The organism is Providencia sp. JGM181 (assembly GCF_018257375.1).
Lineage (GTDB): Bacteria > Pseudomonadota > Gammaproteobacteria > Enterobacterales > Enterobacteriaceae > Providencia > Providencia lanzhouensis.
Genome location: NZ_JAERJY010000020.1, coordinates 1 through 23,816, shown reverse-complemented (window position 1 = coordinate 23,816; position 23,816 = coordinate 1). Strand labels below are relative to the sequence as shown.

The window sequence follows — 23,816 nt, the reverse complement described above, 5'->3', positions numbered from 1 at the left end:
TCTTAATGTTTAATCATATAGAAGCTATGGCTGTATGCCACATCCTCTGGATTTTCAATCGGATAACCTTTTAACCACGGTTTAATCAAACGCGCATTCGTATATTGATAAATTGGTGCAATTGGCGCTTCTTTTGCAATAATGGCTTCCGCTTGGTTGTAATACACATTACGCTGCGCATCATTCGTTTCAATGCTAGCTGAAGTCATTAGTGCGTCATATTGAGGATTATTAAACTTAGGAATATTGCCACTGTGTTGAGAAGTTAGCAGTGATAAGAATGTAGATGGCTCATTAAAATCACCAATCCAAGAAGCACGGATTACATCAAAATTTCCGGTGTTACGGCTATCAATATATGTTTTCCACTCTTGGTTAACTAACTTAACTTGCACCCCGAGTTTTTTCTTCCACATGGAAGCAATCGCAATAGCAATTTTTTGATGGTTTTCCGAGCTGTTATACAGCAACGTTAATTCCAAAGGATGCGCTTCACTGTACCCAGCCTGCTTTAATAACGTTTTGGCTTGTTGGTCTAACTCTTTTTGTTTATGAGTCTGATACAGCCCTTTTTCCGGCTTAAAACCTGCCGTCACATCAGGTGTAAAATAATTAGCGGGTTTTTCCCCTGTCCCTAAGACTTTGCTAGCAATCAATTGGCGGTCAATTGCCATTGATAATGCCTGTCGAACCCTGACATCATTGGTCGGCGCGCGCTGGGTATTAAATGCGTAGTAATAGGTACCGAGTTGATCGGGCGTAAAAACTTCGTTAGGAATATCTTGTAATAATTTTTGATAGCGCTGCTTAGGAAAGGATTCCGTGATATCTAAATCCCCAGCCAAATAACGATTAGTCGCATGAGATTCTTGGTTGATAGGGACAAAAGTCACTTTGGTGATCACCGTATTTTTATGATCCCAATAGTGCGGATTTGGTGTTAATACGATTTTCTCATTAACAACACGGTCATTAAGTTCAAATGCACCATTTCCAACTAAATTACCGACTTTAATCCAGTCTGTGCCATATTGTTCAACGGTTCCGCGATGAACAGGAAATAAGCTGAAGTTTGCGGTTAATGACGGGAAATAAGGAACTGGCTTATTTAACACAATTTTCAGCGTGTGTTTATCGACAGCTTCCACCCCTAACTGTTCTGGTGGCAACTTACCATCGATAATATCCTGCGCATTATTAATTCCCGCTAATGCTGCAAACCAAGCAAATGGCGAAGTATTGGCTGGCGTGACTAAACGGCGCCAACTGTAAACGAAATCGTCAGCGGTAACAGGTTCACCATTCGACCATGCCGCTTCAGGGCGTAACTGAAAAATCCAAGTACGATTATCATCGGTGTGCCAATTTAGTGCGGCACCCGGTACGGGCTTTCCATGATTATCTTGATTAACTAAGCCTTCAAACAAATCACGCATCACTTGAGCTTCAGTCAACCCAACAGATTTTATCGGATCTAACGATGCTGGCTCATCTTTAAGATGGCGTACAACTTCTTGATTTTCAGCTAAAACAGTACCAGCAGGAACCGTCGCACTGATAACCGGTGTAGAAAGGAAAAGTGATGAAATGAATACAGCTAAAGAGGTCAATGAACGTTTATGCATATTATTATTTCTATCTATTAATCAAAAAGAGGATTGCTCAGCGTTATTCGCTAAGCTTTGATGAATTAACTCATTACAAACTGCTAAATTGATATTTGACATGCCAAGGCATTAGCCGTGATAGGCGAATAACTCATTGACTTGATTGTCAGTTTAAAATTAGCTTTCACTTCATCATATAACAAGTAAAACACGGCACAAAGCGCTCTTTTTATCGTATTGAATATGGTATTTTAGGATGATACATAATAAAAAACATAAACTCTTAATAGGGCTTATTACTTGTATAATGCAGCGTAACCTTCTTACTTATCATGCCGAGAAGGAAACAATGCAATTCGGTCAATAATAGGATTTAAAAACAGAAAGTTCAGAATGTGAAATTACGTAATAATTTGATTTTAAAAATTATTTAATATTTTCATCTTCTGTAACTCAACCTATAAACGGGAGAAAAACACATGTCACAGACAGTAAAACTCAAAGGCAATAGCATTTCACTTGCAGGTACTTTTTTACAAGCTGGCTCACAAGCTAAACCTTTCACTTTAGTCGCTAAAGATTTAAGTGAAGCAACCTTAGAGACTTACCAAGGTAAGCGCAAAGTTCTGAATATTTTCCCTAGCGTAGATACCGGTGTTTGCGCCGCTTCTGTGCGTAAATTCAATCAATTAGCCAACGGTTTAGACAACACTGTTGTGTTATGTATCTCTGCTGACTTACCTTTTGCTCAAGCACGCTTTTGTGGTGCAGAAGGCTTAGACAATGTGGTGACATTATCTTCATTCCGTAGTGATTTTGCCCAAGATTACGGCGTTGAAATGACCACCGGTCCATTAAAAGGTTTAACGGCTCGTTCTGTCGTTGTATTAGATGAGAATGACAAAGTGATTTACAGCCAATTAGTGCCTGAAATTACTGAAGAACCTGATTATGACAATGCGCTAAATAGCCTGAAATAATCGTATATTATGAAGAACCACAATCACCGATGCTTTCGGTGATTGTGGCTTCATTTGATAGGGGTTGAGGGGTTATCAATCATGCTTTTAATCAACATAAGCCCAAAATAGTGGTTTATGATTTTTCGCGTTGACCACATTCGTAAAAATCATATTTCCTTTCATCATACTCACTAACGAATGCGACAACGTACTTAATATCCGTTGAGCCTGCTCTTGGGTCACAGGGCAACAAGACGTGAGAATATCAATAATCAAATCTCTTGGTTTAACGCCATTTTTGACTAACACATCCCACGTAAAACGATTTTTTTTCGCTAAATAATTCGCAGCTGCCTTGTTCATTAAATAAAGTTCTGCGGCAGTATTCGCGGATTCAAACATATCACCTTGGTAGTGACATTTAGACATATATTCACGTAGCTTGAAATTGACAATAAAATTAATCGTAAATTGTTCCATTGCAACTCCTTAAAGGTATAAAACCCGCGTTGCTAATATTAATAATCAATGCACAACTTAAGCATTTTTTTATCGTTAATTTAAAAATTGAAGCTTTGCTCACCATTTTTATAGCAGAAAAAACAACCAATCCGCAATGATCAGGACGTCGTTTTACGATGAAAAATATGTAAATTTAGTTTAATCGAGTAAGCTCACTCCATTCTTTTAACTGATTTTGAATGAGTGAGCTTATTTATCTGGCATGTTTCATTGGAACTAACTGAATGGGCGTTAGTCAGGAAAATATCTTATTTCAAGCGAAGTGCCTTTATTATTTTGAATAAATTGGAGGTACGTTTCTCCCCCTGGAAAACTTTGCTCAATTTCTAGTTTTTTGTCCCCACTCCATCGATAAATAATAGACGGACAGTTATCATCCGAGCAAATCACTTCTTTGTTTTTGTTTGGTTCTAACTTAGCTTCTAAAAACTTTTTATCATCACCAAGCAGATTACGATATTCTTGATAAGCACTTAGTAGCGAGCTATTAGGGAAATGACACTGAGTTAATGCGCCATTTTCATACACATCTTCCATGGATTGCTCTGCATTTTTACAGAGTTTATCAATCAACTTATTATTCGGCTTTTCTTGTGCAACAGCACTAATACTCACACCCATTAATACGCTAAGTAGACCCAATTTAAACAGCTTTTTCATCATGTTAATCTTGCTCTTTCTTGGTACTGAGCCCGTATTCTCGCAATTTGTTCGCAATAGCGGTATGAGAAATATTTAAACGTTTAGCCAATTTACGCGTACTCGGATAATCACGATATAATCTCGCCAACACCGAGGCTTCATAGCGTTTGGTTATTTCATCCAGTGACCCATTTAATGTATCTAAAGCAATCGCAGGCGCGTTAACTGCATCAGGAAGTTGAATATCATCAACATCCAGAATATTGCCATTAAATTGCGACAGCCCCTGATATAACGCATTACGTAATTGTCTAACATTACCCGGCCAATAATAAGAGCTGAGTGATTCAATTAATGCTGGTGAGATTTTTGGCTCATCAATGTTCAATTCTTTGGCAAAATTAGACACAAAGACTCTCGTGAGCGGTTTAATATCTTCGCTACGCTCTCTTAATGGTGGGATCGTGAGCGTTATAACATTCAAGCGGTAATAGAGATCTTCACGGAATTTTTTCTGTTCCACTAGCTCAGGTAGATTCTTCTGTGTCGCACAAATCACGCGTACATTGACTTTGACCTCATGTTCTTCGCCAACACGCCTGAAAGTTCCATCGTTCAGAAAACGTAATAGTTTAATTTGCATTTGAGGGGACATTTCAGCAATTTCATCCAGCAAGACGGTACCGCCATTAGCTTGCTCAAAAAAGCCTTTTTTCCCTTCAACCGCATTTGGATAAGCCCCTGCTGCATAACCAAATAATTCACTTTCAACGACATCATCAGGCATAGAAGCGCAGTTCAATCCTAAAAATGGCGCATTACCACGAGCACTGTGCAAATGGCAGGCTTTTGCCAGAATGTCTTTACCCGTTCCAGTTTCCCCGACAAGCAGCAACGGCTCATCCAGCATAGCAACACGTTTAGCTCGCTCAACGACTTGGATCATCGCAGGACTGACCGCCACAATCTGGCTAAATCCACGGTTTTCAATATCAACTTCAGCCACTTGCTTACGTTGATTTTCAAGAATTGCCACGGATTTGAGTAAGATCACCGCACCTGTACAGTGAGATTTCCCATCTTCATCGGCGAGAATAATTGGTGTGACCTGCATTAAATAGTCGCTGCCTTTGACCGAAATGCGTTCGGTGTAAGGTTCTGGTGACTCACGTTCAAACCAGCGGTGTAAACCATGGTTAGGGATTAACTGGGAGAAGGATTTCTGTTTGATTTTAGTTTCATCAACCCCAAAAAGTTGCAAGCTCATTGGGTTAACCAGCTCAATATTCAGTTTATTATCAATGGATAAAACTGGCTCAGGGAACGAATTCAGTAAAGCCCACACTGCTTTATGCTCACGTTCGGATGGCATAAAGTAGATACGACGAACATCAATTACCCCGTTTATGCGGCGGATCTCTGCCATTAACGTACTGAAAACCTGAAAGTCAACAGGTGCAAAGTTCAGGTAAATTCGACGTTGAGCTGAAATTTCAATGCCTTTTAAGTCAATGTTTTGTAGGACTAAAAGATCAAGTAATTCACGCGTTAAACCGATACGGTCTTGGCAGGTCACTTCGAGGCGCATGATGAAACCTTTTGTAGAGAACATAATTACTCATATTTTAGCGTTAATCAGGACAGTAATACAGAGCCGTGTCACATATTGTTGACACTCGTCTAGTTTCTAATAAATATCAGCAGCATTTCTTTCTTTAATATGAGGATTGTTGATTAATTCGACAGGGAATTACCCTTTTAGACATGACTAGCAGAATGATTAAAACTGTCAACTCATCCTGCCAGTCAAATTTACAGCTTATGGATTCTCTTTTTTTGAGGGAATGGCATTTTTCAGCTGGCTAATTAATTGACGGCGAAAATCACCCAATTTCGGTTTGTCTTCTATCCAAGGTAATGGACGGCATAGCTCCATCGCCTTAATGCCTAATCGAGCGGTCAGAAGCCCAGCGCCGATTCCTTGTGCCGCGCGTGTTGACAACCGTGCGGTAATATCCTGAGATAACCAATCCATCCCGACCTCACGAATAAGCTCAGAAGCGCCAGCAAATGCAATATTAATCAGCACCATACGGAATAAGCGGATCCGACTATAGTATCCCAGCTCGATACCATAAATAGCTGCAATGCGGTTGATTAAACGGATGTTGCGCCACGCGATAAATGCCATGTCGACAATCGCCAATGGGCTGACCGCTATCATCAAGGCAGATTCTGCTGATGAACGGCTAATCTCTTTACGCGCTTGCTCATCCAGGATCGGCTGTACTAATTTACTATACAGTTCAATAACCTCGCGGTCATTATGCGAATCATGAACCGTGGCTTGCCAGCTTTGTATAGCAGGATGTTGCATCGGTAATGCAGATTGTTTGGCGAGCTTTTCACAGAATGCTTTACCCTGCCCCATGCCGTGGCTATGAAGCAATTCACGTGCAAAATCACGCTCCTCTGCACGCTCTCTGAGCCGATACAAGCGACGCCATTCGCCGATGACTGAACCCACACCAGCGATCACAATTAAGCCCCCTGCCGCTGCGGTGCCTAACGCTGTCCAGTCTTGAGTTATCCATGATTGATGGATCCAAAGTCCTAATTGAGCGACTACGCTCACCCCAAAAATACCTGCCGCCGCACCGACTAGCTTGCGCCAGAAACTGCGTTTAGGTTTTAAAGCTTCGTTGATAAGACTTTCAACTTCGCCATCTTGGCTATCTTGTTCTTCTTGTATATCGACCGGTACAAATTTTTCAAACGCTTTTTCATCAAAGGTTTGCGCTTGTTTTAATGGTTCCATAGTCGGCTTATCGGCTTTATCGGCAAAGTCCACGCGCTGTTTTAGAGGCTCACTCATTTCAGTTTATCTCCTAACAAAAATTCCAGAGCACTGTCCATGCGAATATGTGGCAGCGGTTGATCTAACGGCGTTGGTCGAGGACGGAAGTTTTCAAATTGAAAGCCTTGCTGCTGCCAAAACTGTTCATTAGGTAAGCGTTTAGGGACATCCCCTGGGTAGAACGTTAAGGGTTGCCCATCACTGAGTCGCTCACCTTTTAAAGCCGGTAATTTTTCACCCTTGTAGTCTACAATGCCACTTTCAGTCGCTTGAATAGATGCCAGCCCCATACAATCCATGCTGATCCCTTCAAATGCCGCATTTTGCCAAGCATCTTGGACTAATTGCTGCAATAACGAGACCAAGTTTGCATGTTGATCGGGTGTTACGTGATCCGATTTACTGGCGGCAAAAAGTAGCTTATCAATACATGGAGAAAACATGCGTCTGAGCAATGTGCGTTTTCCATAATGAAAGCTGCGCATTAACTGCGTTAGCGCCATTCGCATATCATTGAAGGCGTCTGCGCCGCTATTTAAAGGCTGCAAACAGTCCACCAGCACAATTTGTCGGTCAAAACGCTGGAAATGATCCTTATAAAACCCTTTCACCACATGGTCACAGTAGTATTGATAGCGACGCTGTAATGCACCGATATTGGTGTTTTTATCCGCTTGTGCTAACTGCTTTTCTCCGTATTTTTCGATGTTTGGCCAAGGGAAAAATTGTAATGCCGGCGCTCCTGCTAATTCTCCGGGTAAAACAAATCTACCAGGCTGAATAAAGTGCTGCCCTTGTTGCTTACATTCATGTAGATATGCGGTGTAGGCATTGGAAATTTCAGCCAATAAATTTTCATCGACAGGAGCTAATGGATCACATTTCTGGCAAAGCTGTAGCCATTCATTCGCGAGCTCCCCACGTTTACCTTTAAGTAGTACTTTCATTTGGCTAGACCATGTTAAATAATTCAGATCTAGCATCGGTAAATCCAGTAACCACTCCCCCGGATAATCGACAATTTCTAAGTACAGGGAGGAGTTATCGACAAAATGGCGAACAAACGAATCATTTGAACGGTAATGAATTTTTAAGCGAATTTCGCTCACTCCACGGGTAGGCGTCGGCCATTGCGGCGGGTCGCCATAAAGCGATGCAATTCCTTCATCATAAGCGAAACGCGGAATTGACATATCGCGCTGTGGAATGCGCTTTACCCCTAAAATTCGTTTGTCTCTCGCCGCCGAAAATAGCGGAAGACGCGCGCCCGTAGTGGTGTTAAGAAGTTGGTTAACGAGAGAAGTGATGAATGCGGTTTTTCCACTGCGACTTAATCCAGTGACAGCAAGCCTTACATGGCGGTCAACGCTACGGTTCATTAAGTCAGTTAATTCATTTTGTAGCCGTTTCATAATGCTCCTAGTTCTCGCTCTCCCAATAAAAATATAAAGGGAATACAGTTATTAAACTCTATTCCCATTTATGTGATGGTGCAAATCAGTTGTTATAGATGACGAAACTTGCTGTTCACAGCATAAGTATCCGAAGTGACATAGCGCTCCATTTGGCGCAGTTTCATTTCCCCAGCTTGTAGCTGAGCATCAATTTGGTTTAATAGTGTTGTCACTTCTGGTCCGATATCCTGTTCGCTTCGGTAACCGCTTGGCGCAGCTTCCACAAAGAAACACATCACCACATAGACAATTAAGGTCAATCCAAAACTCATAAACAGGGCAAGTACAGCCAATGCTCTGACCAAAGCAACCGGTAACTCTAAATATTCAGCGAGACCGGAACAAACACCACCAAAAACACGTTTATCCGTTAAGCGATATAACTTGCGGTTGCGTAGATTAGTCATTATTTTTGCCTCCAATTTGGGTGCTCGGCATCTAAAATATCTTCCAGCGTTTTGATGCGTTGCTGCATACGCGATGACTGCTCTGCCAATTGCATCAAACGTTGCACTTCATTTTCAGTAAGCTGACTTCCCTGCCCATTATTTTTCTTACCATAATGGAGCCACAACCAAATCGGCAGAACAAAAATGACAAAAATGATTAATACGAGAGACAGTAAAACGTAGCCCATCACATTTCCTTATTTATGGTTATTTAGCCTAGCGCACTGGCGCAATGAAATCACTGCGCCTTGCGTGTTGAATATTATTCGTCTTTATTGATTTTAGCTTTAAGCGCGGCTAACTGTGCACTAATTTCATCATCCGCTTTTAACTCAGCAAATTGCTGTTCTAAAGAGCGTTGTTTACCAATACCGTAGCTTTGCGCTTCGCCTTCCATATGGTCAATGCGACGTTCGAACTGTTCAAAACGCGCCATTGCTTCATCCAGTTTACCACTGTCTAACTGGCGACGAACATTACGGCTTGATTGTGCCGCTTCTAAACGTACGGTCATTGATTGCTGTTTTGCACGCGTTTCTTGCAGTTTATTTTCTAACTCCGTGATTTCGCCTTTTAAGCGAGTCAGCGTTTCATCAACAATAATCAGCTCATGTTTTAGCGTATCGACCATTGCACTGACTTTTTGTTTTTCAATCAATGCTGCGCGAGCTAAATCTTCTTTATCTTTGATTAATGCCAGTTCCGCTTTTTCTTGCCATTCGGCAATCTGTTTTTCGCCCATTTCAACGCGGCGCTCTAAACTTTTTTTCTCAGCTAAGGTACGTGCTGAGGTGGAACGGATTTCCACTAACATGTCTTCCATTTCCTGAATCATCAGGCGGATCATTTTCTGCGGATCTTCAGCTTTATCAAGCAGTGAAGCAATGTTGGCATTAATGATGTCGGCAAAACGTGAAAAAATACCCATAATTTATATCCTCTTGATGGATGTTATCTTTCTGTAGAGCCTCAACCCGATGTTGGCGTCCAACCAATACGTGATGCTCCATGAATATAAAATTGAAATTATTAAACCGATAATTATTTCAATCAAAATCTTTTACAACTCTAAGATAGCAATTGGCGTGCCAACTTTTTCAGAATGGCATAACCAACTAATAAATAATAAAAATATTATTTCGATACCTATCGACGGTTATTTGTACTATAGTTAACCATAGGTAAAATTAACCAAAACTTGGTAAAAATAACCATGAAAGAGACTAACAATACTATTCTTGGTGTATCGAGTAATTTCCTTGATGTCCTAGAACGTGCTTCTGAGCTTGCCAAGCTAAATAAACCTGTCCTTATTATTGGCGAACGAGGAACAGGTAAAGAGTTAATCGCGGATCGCCTTCACTATCTATCTCCCCGCTGGCAAGAGCCTTTTATCTCCTTAAATTGCAGCGGACTCAATGAGAACTTGCTGGATTCTGAATTATTTGGACATGAAGCAGGATCGTTTACCGGGGCCCAGAAACGCCATCAAGGTCGCTTTGAACGTGCAGATAAAGGCACATTGTTCCTTGATGAACTGGCAACCGCTCCGATGTCTGTACAAGAAAAACTGTTACGTGTGATTGAATATGGCGAATTAGAGCGTGTAGGCGGAAGTCAGTCATTAAAAGTAGATGTTCGTTTGGTCTGTGCCACTAACGCCAACCTTCCAGAATTGGCTCGCCAAGGGCTTTTTCGCGCTGACCTGCTAGATAGAATTGCCTTTGAAGTGCTCCGCATGCCGCCATTACGTGAACGTATTCCTGACATTCTGTTATTGGCTGAGCACTTTGCCATTGGTATGGTACGTGAGCTAAAGCGTGATTATTTCACTGGATTTTCTGACAACGCCCAGCAGACACTGATGCGCTATTCTTGGCCAGGTAATATTCGCGAACTGAAAAATGTTGTCGAGCGTTCAGTTTATCGGCATGGGGAAAGTGACTTACCGGTGGATACGATTATTTTAGATCCCTTTGGTGAGAAACTAGCAGAGCTTCATGAGATACCCGCAGCATCATCAGAAAACCCAAAATTAGCACCCGTTTTTCCCTTTGACTTACGCCAATGGCAATTAGAATCGGAAAAACAATATGTTGAAGAGGCGCTACGCCAAGCCAATTTTAATCAGCGTAAAGCAGCCCAATGCTTATCACTGAGTTATGACCAATTTCGAGGATTAATTAAAAAACATCACATTAGCTTGGAAAGCTGATTTTTATGCAAAAAAAAAGCCAGCACCCGAGCTGGCTATATAACTAAAACACTGAAAGCAATAAAACACTGGAAGCAATGTGAGCAATGTCATGCCTTGTCTGCTAAAGCTAAGCACTCAAGAGACTGAGTTAATGATAATAGTTATTAGTATCATTTGTAAAGCATTTTAATGCGATTATTTCTCATTAAGATTAAATTAAAAATAATAGTAACCATTACAATTAGATATAGCCTTGTTGATTCTCATTTACAGTTAAAAACCCTCACTTCCCTCGGCGCTATGCACAAAATATCACCACAAATTTTGCTTATACCCTGTTACCCTATTTTTACGCTACAATAAGGCAATTCAGGTCAACGATATTAGCTCTATGCGCCTTTTAACTCTTTGGTTTTTATTTACTGTTTCTCTTTCAACATTGGCAGAGCAAACAGACATAAGCTACAAAGACACCATTGCCAATGATGTCCCAGCTGATATTCGCCAAAATGGCTTTATTTACTGCGTCAATGGCATTGTCACCACATTTAATCCACAACTCGCCAGTAGCGGGTTAATTATTGATCCCCTAGGCGCACAACTGTATGACCGCCTACTGGATGTTGACCCCTTTACGTATCGCCTGATCCCAGAGTTGGCTTCCCGCTGGGAAGTTTTAGATAATGGTGCGACCTATCGGCTACATCTGAGAAAAGACGTTAAGTTTCAAACCACACCTTGGTTTACACCAACGCGTAATATGAATGCAGATGATGTGGTATTCAGTTTTTCCCGCATGTTTGAAACCAGCAATCCTTACCATTTCATTAATGGCGGGCGCTACCCCTATTTTGACAGTTTGCAATTTGCGAGCAGCGTCGAAAGTATTAAAAAACTGAATAACTACACCGTTGAGTTTCGATTAAAATCCCCAGATGCCTCATTTTTATGGCACTTGGCGACTCACTACGCGCCCGTTTTATCTGCCGAATATGCGGATGAGCTTTCGGCTAGCAATCGCCAAGAGATGATTGATTGGCGCCCTGTAGGTACTGGACCATTCTATTTTGATGATTACCAAGCTGGACAGTTTGTCCGTTTATTGCGTAATAAAGATTACTGGAAAGGTGAACCACGCATGGAAGAAGTGGTGGTGGATATGGGAGCGGGTGGTACAGGACGCATTTCTAAGCTGCTCACTGGTGAGTGCGATGTCCTCGCCTACCCAGCCGCAAGTCAGTTAAAAGTGCTACGTGATGACCCTCGCCTGCGTATTTCCATGCGTTCGGGAATGAATATTGCGTATCTTGCGTTTAATACAAGCAAGCCGCCTCTCGACCAACTCAAGGTTCGCCAAGCAATTTCTTATGCCATTAATAATGAGCGACTCATGCAGTCCATTTATTATGGTACCGCAGAGACGGCATCATCGATTCTCCCCCGTGCATCTTGGGCATTTGATAATCAAACAAAAATAACCGATTACAATCCTGAACTTGCCAAACAAATGCTGCAGGAAATGGGGTTAGAAAAATTAAAATTAGAACTATGGGTTCCTGTCGCCTCTCAATCTTATAACCCTAGCCCATTGAAAATGGCGGAATTAATCCAAGCAGACCTCGCCCAAGTAGGGGTCGTCATGAGTATCCGCTCAGTGGAAGGTCGCTTCCAAGAAAATCAATTAATGGATCGCTCCCACGATATGACATTAGCGGGCTGGACAACGGACAGTAATGACCCAGATAGTTTCTTCCGTCCACTGCTCAGTTGCGCCGCCATTGGCTCACAAACCAACTTAAGCCATTGGTGTGATTCTAAATTTGATGATGTTTTGCATAAAGCCTTACTGACGCAAGAGCTGGCAGACCGCATTGATTACTATCATCAAGCACAACAAATTCTTGCGGAAGAACTGCCTATATTGCCATTAGCTTACTCGCTGCGTTTACAAGCTTATCGTTTTGATATGAAAGGGTTGGTGATCAGCGCGTTCGGCAATACTTCATTTGCTGGCGTTTATCGCGAGATGCAAGAGCCGAAAAAAGCACCACCTCGGCAGCAGGAGCCGCAACCATGATCATCTACTCACTGAGACGATTTTTGCTGTTGCTGGTGACGGTCTTCTTTTTGTCGCTGGTCAGTTTCAGCTTAAGCTACTTTACGCCAAATGCGCCTCTCAGCGGCGCATCACTCATTGATGCCTATATTTTCTATTTTGATGGCTTACTGCATTTCGATTTCGGCGTCTCAAGCATTAACGGAGAACCTATCACCGAGCAACTAAAAGACACATTCCCTGCCACCATGGAATTGTGCATTCTCGCCTTTTTATTTGCATTGTTTGTCGGGATCCCGCTAGGGATGATTGCCTCCTTCTGGCGAAACAAACCCGTTGATATTGCGATCAGCACGTTTGCCCTATTGGGCTTTTCCGTGCCTGTCTTCGTTTTAGCGTTAGTGCTAACCCTATTTTTCTCGCTTCACTTAGGATGGCTGCCCGTTTCTGGACGAATCGACCTACTTTATAACCTGAAGCCAGTCACAGGCTTTGCCCTTGTGGATGCGTGGCTTTCGGATTCGCCATACCGTAAAGATATGATCATCAATGTGTTAGAACATATGATCCTGCCAGTACTCACACTCGCCTTAGCGCCAACCACCGAAGTGATTCGGTTAGTCCGCATTAGTACGGATGAAGTAGCTAGCAGTAATTATGTTAAAGCTGCCGCCACTCGCGGGCTTTCTCGCTTTAAAATTATTCGCCGCCATATTTTTCATAACGCCATACCGCCGATTATCCCGAAATTAGGGCTACAGTTCTCCACGATGCTAACATTAACCATGGTGACAGAATTAGTGTTTAACTGGCCGGGATTAGGTCGCTGGTTGGTCACTGCAATCCGCCAAGGAGACTACTCGGCGATTTCTGCAGGCGTGATGTTAATTGGCGCATTGGTGATCACCGTGAACGTGTTATCCGATATTTTAGGCGCAATGATGGACCCGTTAAAACATAAGGATTGGTATGTCCTCAGATAATTTTTATCGTGAACAGAAAATGCCATCCCCGACACGGGTGGTATGGAATATTTTTTCCTCCGACATACTGGCAATGATCGGCTTTTTTGGGGTGATTTTTTTAATCATTCTCTGTTTTGTAGGACCTTATTTAGCACCTTATGCCATCGACCAACAATTTTTGGGTTACCAAATTACGCCGCCATCATGGTCACACTACGGTGAAGTGGCATTCTTCTTTGGTACGGATGATTTAGGACGCGATATTTTAAGCCGTCTCTTGATTGGTACTAAATCCACATTCGGCTCAGCCTTGTTGGTCACTGCGATTGCGACAATAATCGGCTTAGTGTTAGGTTGCCTTGCGGGTATGACCCGTGGACTCAAATCCGCTGTGTTTAACCACGTTCTGGATACCTTGCTATCGATTCCTTCTCTACTATTGGCAATCATCGTGGTGGCATTTATGGGTGCCAGCTTAACCAATGCGATGCTTGCAATTTGCCTCGCGCTGATCCCTCGTATGGTACGAACTATCTATGTTGCCGTGCATGATGAGCTAGATAAAGAGTACATCGTGGCGGCACGTTTAGATGGCGCCTCAAACATCTTTATTTTGTGGTACACGGTACTGCCAAATATCACCCCTATTTTGGTCACTGAATTGACCCGCGCCCTCTCCATTGCGATTTTGGATATTGCGGCATTAGGCTTTTTAGATTTAGGCGCACAGCTCCCATCATCTGAATGGGGCGCGATGCTAGGCGATACGCTAGAATTGATTTATGTGGCACCGTGGACAGTCATTTTGCCCGGCGTTGCGATTATGTCGAGTGTCTTATTTGTGAACTTACTGGGTGATGGACTGCACCGAGCGATTAATTCGGGGGTGGAATAATGCCATTACTTGATATTCGTAATTTAACCATTGAATTTATGACAGCTAACGGTCCCGTCAAAGCCGTTGACCGTGTCTCCATGACCTTATCTGAAGGCGAAGTTCGTGGCTTAGTGGGTGAATCGGGTTCCGGTAAAAGCTTAATTGCTAAAGCCATTTGTGGGATCACCAAAGATAATATCCGCGTAACTGCTGACCGTTTTCGCTTCCAAGACATTGACCTATTAAAACTCAGTCCACGTAAGCGTCGTCGCCTGATTGGTCATAATATTTCGATGATTTTCCAAGAACCGCAATCCTGTCTTGACCCTGCGGCTGATATTGGGAAACAGCTAATTCAATCTATCCCAAGCTGGACATACAAAGGGCGTTGGTGGCAGCGTTTTAATTGGCGAAAACGCCGAGCAATTGAATTATTGCACCGTGTGGGTATCAAAGATCACAAAGACATTATGCATAGTTATCCGTACGAGCTGACGGATGGTGAATGCCAAAAAGTGATGATCGCCATTGCGATTGCCAATCAGCCTCGCTTGTTGATTGCGGATGAGCCCACCAACGCAATGGAATCCACCACGCAGGCACAAATTTTCCGTTTATTAGATAAATTAAATCAAAACAATAATATGGGAATTTTACTGATCAGCCACGATATGGAAATGATGTCTAAATTGGTTGACCGAATTAATGTCCTGTATTGCGGTCAGACTGTAGAAAGCGCCACACCGAATGATATTTTACAGCGACCTCGCCACCCTTATACGCAGGCACTGATTCGCTCTATTCCTGATTTTGAAAGCCCTATCCCTCATAAAGGTCGTTTAAATACGCTGCCGGGGGCTATCCCTTCATTGGAACACTTGCCGATTGGCTGCCGTTTGGGGCCTCGTTGCCCTTACGCGCAACGAACCTGTATCGATGCACCACCACTACGCAGTATTAAGGGGCATCTGGTTGCCTGCCATTATCCACTGAATACCGAGGAACAACCCTAATGGAAACGTTACTTGAGGTACGTAACCTGACAAAAACGTTCCGTTTTCGTGAAGGGTTATTTCGTCGTCATGAATTACAAGCCGTCAAGCCGCTGAGTTTCAACCTACAAGCGGGGCAGACTTTAGCGATCATCGGCGCTAACGGCTCAGGGAAATCCACCTTGGCTCGTATGTTGTCTGGCGTGACAGAACCTTCTGGCGGAGAGATTTTGATCCGTGGTCAACGGCTAAGTTTTGGCGATTATAGCTACCGAAGCCAACGTATTCGCATGATATTTCAGGATCCAAGTACCTCCTTAAACCCGCGCCAGCGTATTGGTCAAACCCTAGAATTACCTTTAAAACTCAATACCAACTTAACGGGAATTGAGCGGGAAAGACGCATTATTCAAACACTGCGCCAAGTGGGGCTACTGGCCGATCACGCGGAGTATTACCCACATATGCTGGCATCGGGTCAAAAACAACGGATTGCCCTCGCCCGTGCATTAATTTTACAACCAGAAATTATCGTGGCTGATGAAGCACTTGCCTCGCTGGATATGTCGATGCGTTCGCAAATCATCAACTTAATGCTCGACTTACAAGCCAAGCAAGATATCGCCTATATCTACGTTACCCAACATTTAGGCATGATGAAGCACATTAGTGACAAGATGCTTGTAATGGATAAAGGTGAAGTGGTTGAGCGAGGAAATACCGCGGAAGTTTTAGCGGCTCCGCTTCATGACGTGACGCGTCGGCTGATTGAAAGTCACTTTGGTGAACCTCTATCTATTGATGCGTGGCGACAAGATTTGTAATGACAGAAAGACGGGGGAATCAACTCTCCCGTCCTTTAACGAAAAACCTGCCGCTAACGCGCTATCGAAACACAACTTTTTATGTGTTTGAGATGCACCACAATCGTGAAAGTCACAATCACCAGTAGCGACCATGCTCCCCACTTCCCAGCATGCACCATCGACCATGCGCCAATTTGATTTGGATATTGCCAAACACCGAAGAACGTTCCGAAGTTTTCCGCCAACCAAATAAAGAACCCTATCAGCATAAATGCAAGTAATAGTGGCATTTTACGTTCCCTATCTAATGGGGTGTAAAACACCATACTGCGCGCATACAAACCAAATATAAATGCCGTTAAGTACCAACGATAATCATCAATATAGTGATGGCTAAAAAAGTTAATATAGATGGCTAGAGCCACTAATGTCGCCATCCAATAAGGTGGATAATGTTCAATTCTGACATTAAAAAAGCGCCATGATTGAATGATATAGCTGCCGACTGCTGCATACATAAACCCAGTGAACAGCGGAACGCCCCAAAGTTTGGTATACGCCTCATCAGGATATTGCCATGAGCCAATGGTCGCAGAGGTTTTGAATAATTCCATCATAAAGCCGACTAAATGGAATACACAGATGGCTTTTAGTTCATCCCACGTTTCTAATTTTGACCAAACCAAAAACGCTTGAAAAGATACCGCGAAAATTAATAAGGCATCATAACGAGGAATACCTAGAATGCCTTTAGCTGGCACTAGGAATAAAGCTAAAAAGAAGAAACCAGCAAACAGACAAGAACGAGCATTAATTAAACCAAAAAACCAAAATTCAAGAATAAAGCGTTTTAATCCTTTACTACTATTCGGTTTATGAGCCATTAAGATGGCATCTAGCTTGGTTAAGTAATTAAGGTTGTGAAAAATGGATGCCATTTTGACAGCTCATAAAATGTGACTAAGGATTGAGAGAATAGCTCAATGAGAGGCAAAATTATAACAGAACCCTCTCAGATTCCTCTCCTGTAACATTCTTAATTTTAATGAATTATCAATTAAATAGACAATTTCCCTAAGAAATACTCGTCTATCGTAAGCTTGCCATATATTAGTGTGATTTTAGATATTGAGAGCCACCCCGCATCCTTTGGCAATTCTCTTTTTAAATCTGGTGTATACTTGGAAGAACAATAATGATGACCATTCTATGACTTAGGAGTTTTATGATGAAATTGTATTACGCTCCCGGTGCCTGCTCACTTTCTCCTCATATCATTCTGCGTGAAGCAGGATTAGATTTCAGTATTGTTCGTGTTAACTTAAAAGAGAAAATCACAGAAACGGGTGAAAACTTCTTAGAGATTAACCCGAAAGGTCAAGTGCCTACTCTCGTTTTAGATGATGATGAGCAATTAACTGAAGGTGCTGTGATTGTTCAATATATTGCAGATCAAAACCCAAATAGAAACTTAATTGCCCTACCTGGTTCAATGAAGCGCTACCATCAGTTAGAAGCGCTAAACTTCATTTCTACTGAACTGCATAAGAATTTTGGCCCATTATTTGCGCCAAATACCCCTGAAGAATATAAAGATGTTGTTCGCGCAAATTTACTGAAAAAATTCCAGTACGTGAATGATGTTCTGAAAAATCAGCCTTATTTTGTTGCTAAAAGTGATTTCTGTGTTGCTGATGCGTATCTGTTTACCGTCACCAACTGGACTCGTTTAGTTGGTGTTGATATCAGTGCATTAAGCCATCTGAACGAATATTGTGAGAAGATTGCGAAGCGTCCAAAAGTACAAGAGGCATTAGAAGCAGAAGGGTTACTGAAAAAGTAATCTATCGCATAAATCGTATTTACAAAAACAGCGCCATTCGGCGCTGTTTTCATTACTATATTTAGTAAGTCACTACTATGCTCAATCAGTCTAACTGAGTGGCGCAGAATTTATGTTGAGGGCTAACCATCAAATCTTGAGCTGCAACTAACTGTAGTTCGTACTCACCCATTTCTTTGGTTTTCAGCATCACTTCATAAACGGCTGCGGCAACATGCTCTAAGCCTTTATCGAGTGGCTCACCTTTTAAGATATTGACCAACATTAAGCCACTCGTTAAATCACCGACTCCCACAGGCTGCTTTTCACCGAAATCCACTAGTGGGCGGCTAACATGCCAGCTGTGTTCCGCAGTGACTAAGATCATTTCAAAGCGGTCTGCACGATAGCCAGCACGACTTAAATGCTTAACTAATACAGTTTTAGGGCCTTGCTGACATAACCGACGTGCAGCTTGTACAGCTTGCTCTACCGTCGAGATTTTTTCATTCGCTAAAGTTTCTAACTCTAATAAGTTAGGTGCAATCACATCACTCGCCGCTAGCGCTTGTTGGCAAAGAAACTCAGCGACACCTGGTGCAACGATGCATCCCTTCTCTGGATGTCCCATCACTGGGTCACAAAAATAGAGTGCCTGCGGATTCGCCGCTTTGACTCTTTGGACAATCGCTAGAATATCATTACCTTGCTCAGCAGAACCAATATAACCACTTAACACGGCATCACAGATTGCCAATTTATGGATTTTTGCTAATCCTTCGACAATATCTGTCAAATGCTGAGCTGGAAATACTGAGCCCGTCCATTGTGGATACTGAGTATGGTTGGAGAATTGCACTGTATTAAGTGGCCACACATCTACGCCCATGCGGCACATAGGGAATGCAGCAGCACTGTTTCCTGCATGGCCGAAAACAACATGGGATTGAATTGATAATACGCTTTTCATTGGAAACCCAGAGAATTGTTATGTCGAATGAAGAGAAATCAGTGAGTAGCCATTTGCCAATATGAATAGCCCGGAGATTTCCGGGCTATATATTACAAAGGTTCGTCAGAGCTATTTCCAGTTAACTAAGCAGTCATTTTTCTTACCGCGGCGGATAAGTGTATAACGACCAAATAAACGGTCAGCATCAGTGAATACATACATTGGTTCAGTTTGTTTCTGACCATTCACAGAAACTGCATTTGAGCTGATTGCCGTTCTTGCTTGACCACGAGAAGGTACCAGTTCTGAATCAACTAATGCTTGCTGGAGATCTGCACCATCTTCTAGGGTGATGCATGGCATACCGTCTTGAGCTAACTGTTCAAAGTCAGCTTCAGTTAAATCAGATACTGCGCCAGAGAACAAACTTTCAGTAATGCGTTTTGCAGCCGCGAGACCCGCTTCACCGTGAACTAATTTAGTTACTTCTTCTGCTAATACATACTGTGCACGAGGCGCTTTACCGCTATTTTTATCTTCTTCTTCCAATGCGTCAATTTCACTTAATTCCATGAAAGTAAAGAATTTCAGGAAACGATAAACGTCAGCATCTGCTGTGTTAATCCAGAATTGGTAGAATTTATATTGGCTGGTTTTCTTCGGATCTAACCATACTGCACCACCTTCGGTTTTACCAAACTTGGTACCGTCTGTTTTGGTGATCAGTGGAACAGTTAAACCAAACACTTGGTTTTGATGCAGACGACGAGTTAAATCAATACCTGATGTAATGTTACCCCATTGGTCTGAACCACCAATTTGTAACTCAACACCCATTTCTTTATTCATGTTCGCAAAATCGTAACCTTGTAATAGGTTATAGGCGAATTCAGTGAAAGAGATACCTACATCATCGCGGTTTAAACGCTGTTTAACAGACTCACGGTTGATCATTTGGTTAACGGAGAAATGTTTACCAATATCACGTAAGAATGTCAGCACATCCATTTTGCCAAACCAATCATAGTTGTTAGCTAGGCGTGCACTGTTATCACCACAATCAAAACTAAGGAATGGTGAGACTTGGTTACGGATTTTTTCTACCCACTCTTGAACGGTTTCTGTGGTGTTTAATTTACGTTCAGTAGCTTTAAAGCTCGGGTCGCCAATAAGGCCCGTTGCGCCACCGACCAACGCCACAGGCTTGTGCCCGGCTAGTTGGAATCGTTTTAAACACAGCAAAGGAACCAGATGTCCCAAGTGCAAGCTATCGGCGGTAGGGTCGAAGCCACAATAGAGAGAGATAGGGCCCTGCGCCAGTCTCTCTGCTAACGCATCCTCATCCGTTACCTGGGCAACGAGGCCCCGCTCTTGCAATTGTTTAATCAGGTTATTGCTAGACATCAATGACTCCATCGGTTGAATTTTGTCTATCTATTTTAATGTAGAAAATTGACAAAATAAGGCTTAGCTCAAAGGCTCGCCAGTATGATTTGTCAATTTTCTTAAACGAGGCTATAGCATAAAGCGCATATCAATTAAGCGCCAGCTAAAAAACCATTTATTACGGGGCTAATCGGTCAATTACCCAGCCATCACCTTCTCTTTGGTATAGAAAGCGGTCATGCAGGCGGTGAGCGCCGCCTTGCCAAAATTCGACACTGTTAAAAACAACGCGATATCCCCCCCAAAAACTTGGTAATGGAACCTCACCGTTTTTGAATTTCTGCTTAAGTTCTAAAAATTTCCCTTCTAAGATTCCACGCGCCGAAATCCGTGAAGATTGAGCAGATGCCCAAGCCGCGATTTGGCTATCTTTTGGGCGACTATGGAAATATTTCAGTACTTCAATAGGACTTAAACGCTCAGCAACACCGGTAAAATGAACTTGGCGTTCCAATTGATACCACGGAAAATGCAAACTGATTTTATTGTTATGCTCTAAATGCTGTGCTTTACGGCTTCCCAAATTAGTATAAAAGACTAATCCGTTTTCATCGAAGTGCTTTAATAATACGATCCGTTGATAAGGCTGCCCTATTTCATCAACTGTTGCCACACACATTGCTGTCGGGTCAGTTAATCGCGCTTCACAGGCTTGCTTTAACCAGCGCTCAAACAATGGAATAGGATCTGGCGTTAAATCTTTGCGTCTCAATCCACCTTTTGTATATTCACGTCGTACCGCAGCAAGATCGATCTCTTCAAGTTCGTTCATTTTACTGTCCTTTCAAGCGGTTATTTTATATCAACATTCGCGGGGTATATCGCACCTAATATACTGTCTCTACTTGCGCCCGTTACTGATGCAAGGCTACCTGATAAGCCTGAAACTGTGCGAGCGGCAAGCCAAGCAAATGCCAGTGCTTCCATATCATCACCACTCAGCCCATATTTATCACTTGGCGCGACTTCAATCCCCGGCAGTAATGTTGCTAATCGCAACATTAAGAATTTATTTTGAGCGCCGCCGCCACAAACAATTAATCGCTCGCAGCCGCCACATAACTTGACTTGATCCACGATAGATACGGCGGTCAATTCACACAGTGTTGCTTGTACATCTTCAGGAGATAGTAATTTAAAATGCGCCAAATGCTGCTCTAGCCATTGCATATTAAAATATTCACGCCCAGTACTTTTAGGAGCTGAACGTTTAAAATAGCTATCATTAAGCATCGCATTTAATAATGCCTGATTCACCGTTCCCGTTTTTGCCCATTCACCATCTTTATCATACGCTTGTTGCTTGTTACGCCAGACCCAAGTGTCCATTAACATATTACCAGGCCCTGTGTCATAGCCTTTTACATATGCATTTGGCAGCAATGCAGTAACATTAGCAATCCCGCCAATGTTAAGCACTATACGTTTTTCAGTCGGATGCCCTAATACGGCTAAATGAAATGCAGGAACTAGCGGAGCACCTTGTCCACCATAAGCCATGTCTCTGCGGCGAAAATCACCGACTGTCGTTATTCCCGTTAATGCTGCGATGCGGTTGTTATCACCAATCTGCATAGTAAATGGTGTTTCACTATCAGGTTCATGCCAAACCGTTTGCCCGTGACAACCAATCGCAATAATATCTTCGGGAGATAGACCCGTTTGATGAAGCAGCTGATTAATGGCATCGGCATATATTGTGCCAAGTTCTCTGTCTATTTTTCCCAATTCAGAAAGTGTTGTTTCTTGTCCTTGGCAAATATTGAGAATGCGCTTTTTCAGTTCAATCGGAAATGCGGCGCTCAAGCTAGCTTGCTCTGCAACAAACTTATCATTAATTGCTGCTAATACGACATCAACACCATCTAGACTGGTTCCTGACATAACACCGATATAGCGACCCGATTTAATCATCATTATTCCCTTTAACGTGTCTATTCACTCGATGAGATAAACTAGGAAAGATTGTGCTTTTAGAGAAAAATTTGTCAACTGATCGATTCAATTTCTCGTAGCGCTTCGCAGGAATAATAAATAATTGATAGAAGAGATGAAAATAGTGAGCAAAATAGCAGCAATGAGTCACTTTGCTATCTCTCATTTTTTTAAATTTGATTTATAATGGTTCATTCTGTAATTATCTGCTACACCTTAAGGTGAGTAGTTTTTATTACAGGTGAAAATCCCCTATTTAGCCTTTGCCATAAATTGATGTTCTAAAATAGTCAAAAAATAGATGATTCTTTAGCAAAGGGTGCCTTGAGTTGGGATTTTGGGTGAAATTTGAGATATTTTACCTAGTGTTGATGCATTATTTAATTCAAAATTAGTAGTCTAGGCTCTGTTATCTAAAACAAATTTTTGATGTTGTTGTGCTTATGGTAAGAACAAATCTTCGATGCTACGTTACTGCCACGAACAGCAAGTCTCATAGGAGTTATTATGCTTAAGAAAGTTTTTGTAGGTGTTGCTGCGGTTGTTGCGTTATCTGGCTGTGTCAATACAAGTACGCTTTCTGGTGATACTATTTCAGCTCAAGATGCTAAACAAGTCCAAACTGTGACTTATGGTACCGTACTCAATGCACGCCCAGTTACCATTCAAGCGGGTGAAGATGGTAACGTAATTGGAGCAATTGGTGGTGCAGTTATCGGTGGTCTATTAGGTAATACCGTCGGTGGCGGTACTGGTAAAACGCTAGCAACAGCAGCTGGTGCAATCGCGGGTGGTTTAGCGGGTCAACAAGCACAAGGTGCCCTAAATAAAAGCCAAGGTGTGCAGCTTGAAATCCGTTTAGACAGTGGTAAAAACATTGTTGTGGTTCAGAAACAAGATCCTGCCGCTTTCCGTGTAGGTCAGCGTGTTATGATCGCAAACAGTGGAAATACAGTGACTGTGTCACCCCGATAATTTGACATAAGTTCAAGATAAAATGCGTTCACCGACTAATTAATCGATGAACGCATTTTTTATTTAAATCATAATTAGCGTTTTACTTTTTAGCTTATTAATAATGCTTTTTATCGAATCTGAGCTCTTTACTATCTTTTTGTCTATGAGTTCCATTGCGGGAATTTATTAAATTTTTGTGATTGATATCATTCAAGTAAAATGTAATTTATACAATTTGAATTCTCTATCTTTCTTGAGCCACATTTTTTATTCATATTTTTACACCTTAATATCCCATATATCCCATATATCCCATAT

At 42.1% G+C, this 23,816-nt stretch carries 23 protein-coding genes; 9 read left to right on the top strand and 14 right to left on the bottom strand.

The genetic code is table 11. The features are described from left to right. Window positions 1-2 precede the first annotated feature (2 nt). Entirely contained in the window at window positions 3-1,625 is a 1,623-nt protein-coding gene (locus JK188_RS04855) for a peptide ABC transporter substrate-binding protein (protein WP_211885364.1), read from the bottom strand. A 461-nt stretch (window positions 1,626-2,086) separates the two neighbouring features. Between JK188_RS04855 and tpx the strand changes: the two genes are divergently transcribed. Then, the gene (tpx, locus tag JK188_RS04850; RefSeq protein WP_154603979.1) at window positions 2,087-2,587 is read left to right on the top strand and encodes a thiol peroxidase; all 501 of its coding nucleotides are present in this window, start codon (window positions 2,087-2,089) and stop codon (window positions 2,585-2,587) included. 87 nt (window positions 2,588-2,674) lie between these two features. On the opposite strand, the gene JK188_RS04845 is transcribed toward tpx, so the two are convergent. The 8 genes from JK188_RS04845 to pspA form a co-directional block, all read right to left on the bottom strand. Then, window positions 2,675-3,049, bottom strand: coding sequence for a hypothetical protein (locus JK188_RS04845; RefSeq protein ID WP_036953471.1), 375 nt, complete (start codon window positions 3,047-3,049; stop codon window positions 2,675-2,677). A gap of 273 nt (window positions 3,050-3,322) precedes the next feature. Further along, window positions 3,323-3,754 (bottom strand): hypothetical protein, encoded by a 432-nt coding sequence (locus JK188_RS04840; RefSeq protein WP_249215382.1) that lies wholly within the window; start codon window positions 3,752-3,754, stop codon window positions 3,323-3,325. Between the two features lies 1 nt (window position 3,755). Next, window positions 3,756-5,321, bottom strand: coding sequence for a transcriptional regulator TyrR (gene tyrR, locus JK188_RS04835; protein ID WP_211886388.1), 1,566 nt, complete (start codon window positions 5,319-5,321; stop codon window positions 3,756-3,758). Between the two features lie 231 nt (window positions 5,322-5,552). Beyond that, a complete protein-coding gene (locus tag JK188_RS04830; protein ID WP_211885362.1) occupies window positions 5,553-6,608 on the bottom strand; it encodes a YcjF family protein in 1,056 nt (351 codons plus the stop codon). Then, window positions 6,605-8,002, bottom strand: a complete 1,398-nt coding sequence (locus tag JK188_RS04825) for a YcjX family protein (protein ID WP_211885359.1) — start codon at window positions 8,000-8,002, stop codon at window positions 6,605-6,607. The genes JK188_RS04830 and JK188_RS04825 overlap by 4 nt, the downstream gene beginning before the upstream one ends. A 92-nt stretch (window positions 8,003-8,094) precedes the next feature. Next, window positions 8,095-8,451 (bottom strand): envelope stress response membrane protein PspC, encoded by a 357-nt coding sequence (gene pspC, locus JK188_RS04820; RefSeq protein WP_036953477.1) that lies wholly within the window; start codon window positions 8,449-8,451, stop codon window positions 8,095-8,097. Further along, window positions 8,451-8,681, bottom strand: coding sequence for an envelope stress response membrane protein PspB (pspB, locus tag JK188_RS04815; RefSeq protein ID WP_006660057.1), 231 nt, complete (start codon window positions 8,679-8,681; stop codon window positions 8,451-8,453). Before pspB ends, pspC begins: the two co-directional genes overlap by 1 nt. A gap of 74 nt (window positions 8,682-8,755) precedes the next feature. Continuing rightward, entirely contained in the window at window positions 8,756-9,421 is a 666-nt protein-coding gene (pspA, locus tag JK188_RS04810; RefSeq protein WP_006660058.1) for a phage shock protein PspA, read from the bottom strand. Between the two features lie 285 nt (window positions 9,422-9,706). Between pspA and pspF the strand changes: the two genes are divergently transcribed. The 6 genes from pspF to sapF all read left to right on the top strand — a co-directional run bounded on the left by pspF (window position 9,707) and on the right by sapF (window position 16,404). Continuing rightward, window positions 9,707-10,708: a phage shock protein operon transcriptional activator gene (gene pspF / locus JK188_RS04805; RefSeq protein ID WP_211885358.1), complete on the top strand. Its 1,002-nt coding sequence runs from the start codon at window positions 9,707-9,709 to the stop codon at window positions 10,706-10,708. Window positions 10,709-11,081: 373 nt separating this feature from the next. Further along, on the top strand, window positions 11,082-12,767 hold the full coding sequence (gene sapA / locus JK188_RS04800; RefSeq protein ID WP_211885357.1) for an ABC transporter substrate-binding protein SapA: 1,686 nt from the start codon (window positions 11,082-11,084) through the stop codon (window positions 12,765-12,767). Beyond that, window positions 12,764-13,729 (top strand): putrescine export ABC transporter permease SapB, encoded by a 966-nt coding sequence (sapB, locus tag JK188_RS04795; protein ID WP_154603989.1) that lies wholly within the window; start codon window positions 12,764-12,766, stop codon window positions 13,727-13,729. Before sapA ends, sapB begins: the two co-directional genes overlap by 4 nt. Further along, a complete protein-coding gene (sapC, locus tag JK188_RS04790) occupies window positions 13,716-14,606 on the top strand; it encodes a putrescine export ABC transporter permease SapC (protein WP_211885356.1) in 891 nt (296 codons plus the stop codon). The genes sapB and sapC overlap by 14 nt, the downstream gene beginning before the upstream one ends. Beyond that, the gene (gene sapD, locus JK188_RS04785; protein ID WP_211885355.1) at window positions 14,606-15,601 is read left to right on the top strand and encodes a putrescine export ABC transporter ATP-binding protein SapD; all 996 of its coding nucleotides are present in this window, start codon (window positions 14,606-14,608) and stop codon (window positions 15,599-15,601) included. The genes sapC and sapD overlap by 1 nt, the downstream gene beginning before the upstream one ends. After that, window positions 15,601-16,404, top strand: coding sequence for a putrescine export ABC transporter ATP-binding protein SapF (gene sapF, locus JK188_RS04780; protein WP_154603991.1), 804 nt, complete (start codon window positions 15,601-15,603; stop codon window positions 16,402-16,404). Before sapD ends, sapF begins: the two co-directional genes overlap by 1 nt. 53 nt (window positions 16,405-16,457) lie before the next feature. On the opposite strand, the gene JK188_RS04775 is transcribed toward sapF, so the two are convergent. Beyond that, window positions 16,458-17,324, bottom strand: coding sequence for a DUF817 domain-containing protein (locus JK188_RS04775; protein WP_211885354.1), 867 nt, complete (start codon window positions 17,322-17,324; stop codon window positions 16,458-16,460). 290 nt (window positions 17,325-17,614) lie between these two features. Between JK188_RS04775 and gstA the strand changes: the two genes are divergently transcribed. Further along, window positions 17,615-18,229, top strand: a complete 615-nt coding sequence (gstA, locus tag JK188_RS04770; RefSeq protein WP_154628001.1) for a glutathione transferase GstA — start codon at window positions 17,615-17,617, stop codon at window positions 18,227-18,229. Window positions 18,230-18,314: 85 nt separating this feature from the next. On the opposite strand, the gene pdxY is transcribed toward gstA, so the two are convergent. The 4 genes from pdxY to anmK form a co-directional block, all read right to left on the bottom strand. Then, a complete protein-coding gene (gene pdxY / locus JK188_RS04765) occupies window positions 18,315-19,178 on the bottom strand; it encodes a pyridoxal kinase PdxY (RefSeq protein WP_211885353.1) in 864 nt (287 codons plus the stop codon). A gap of 111 nt (window positions 19,179-19,289) precedes the next feature. Continuing rightward, window positions 19,290-20,564 carry a tyrosine--tRNA ligase gene (gene tyrS, locus JK188_RS04760; RefSeq protein WP_036953505.1) on the bottom strand — a complete coding sequence of 425 codons (1,275 nt, stop codon included), beginning with the start codon at window positions 20,562-20,564 and terminating at the stop codon, window positions 19,290-19,292. A 160-nt stretch (window positions 20,565-20,724) separates the two neighbouring features. After that, complete coding sequence (pdxH, locus tag JK188_RS04755) at window positions 20,725-21,378, bottom strand: pyridoxamine 5'-phosphate oxidase (protein ID WP_211885352.1); 654 nt, start codon at window positions 21,376-21,378, stop codon at window positions 20,725-20,727. Between the two features lie 20 nt (window positions 21,379-21,398). Beyond that, complete coding sequence (gene anmK, locus JK188_RS04750) at window positions 21,399-22,523, bottom strand: anhydro-N-acetylmuramic acid kinase (protein WP_230082496.1); 1,125 nt, start codon at window positions 22,521-22,523, stop codon at window positions 21,399-21,401. A gap of 525 nt (window positions 22,524-23,048) precedes the next feature. Between anmK and JK188_RS04745 the strand changes: the two genes are divergently transcribed. Continuing rightward, the gene (locus tag JK188_RS04745) at window positions 23,049-23,516 is read left to right on the top strand and encodes a glycine zipper 2TM domain-containing protein (RefSeq protein WP_036953512.1); all 468 of its coding nucleotides are present in this window, start codon (window positions 23,049-23,051) and stop codon (window positions 23,514-23,516) included. Window positions 23,517-23,816: the final 300 nt, after the last annotated feature.